Source organism: Streptomyces mutabilis (assembly GCF_014649815.1).
In the GTDB taxonomy this organism is placed as follows: domain Bacteria; phylum Actinomycetota; class Actinomycetes; order Streptomycetales; family Streptomycetaceae; genus Streptomyces; species Streptomyces mutabilis.
On the sequence record NZ_BMTT01000311.1, the window covers coordinates 1 to 522 of the forward strand.

The 522-nt window shown below is 26.1% G+C and carries 1 protein-coding gene; it reads right to left on the minus strand.

What is annotated here, in order from left to right:
* Positions 1-187: 187 nt before the first annotated feature.
* Entirely contained in the window at positions 188-388 is a 201-nt protein-coding gene (locus IE142_RS40455; RefSeq protein ID WP_001831332.1) for a sterile alpha motif-like domain-containing protein, read from the minus strand.
* Between the last annotated feature and the right edge of the window lie 134 nt (positions 389-522).

Sequence of the window (522 nt, forward strand, 5' to 3'; positions counted from 1 at the left end):
CATTGTTAAAAAACAGTTGAGACATATCATCTATTATTTTGATTATTTATTCAAAACGCGAAATCATTGATTTATTTGCACTATTTTTCCGAAAATGAATCCTATCAACGTATATGTATAAAAATTACATTAAAAGATTTTGACTAAAACCCTGATTTATTCAACAACCTTTTAATATAGATGAAAGTTATTTATTTTGATACTGCTTAATCGCATCTTGTATCGTATCGTGTAAACTAGGTTCTTGTAACCAATGTTGGAACTTTTCCATAATTTCCCTTGGAGTCGTAATGTTTTCAGGAAAATTAATATCTTTCATACCTTCAAACAAATCTCCAAAATGACTTTTTTCACCTTCAAAATTCTTCATAAAACGATAAAAGCTCAATACCCTAACCTCCTATATTTTGCAACAATAGGTATATATTACCAAAATGAAGGCATTTACAAAATACATTTGTTTAAATTTAAGTAAAAAATTAATAGTTGAGGTCTTATTTATATGTTAAAAGTATTTCTTTT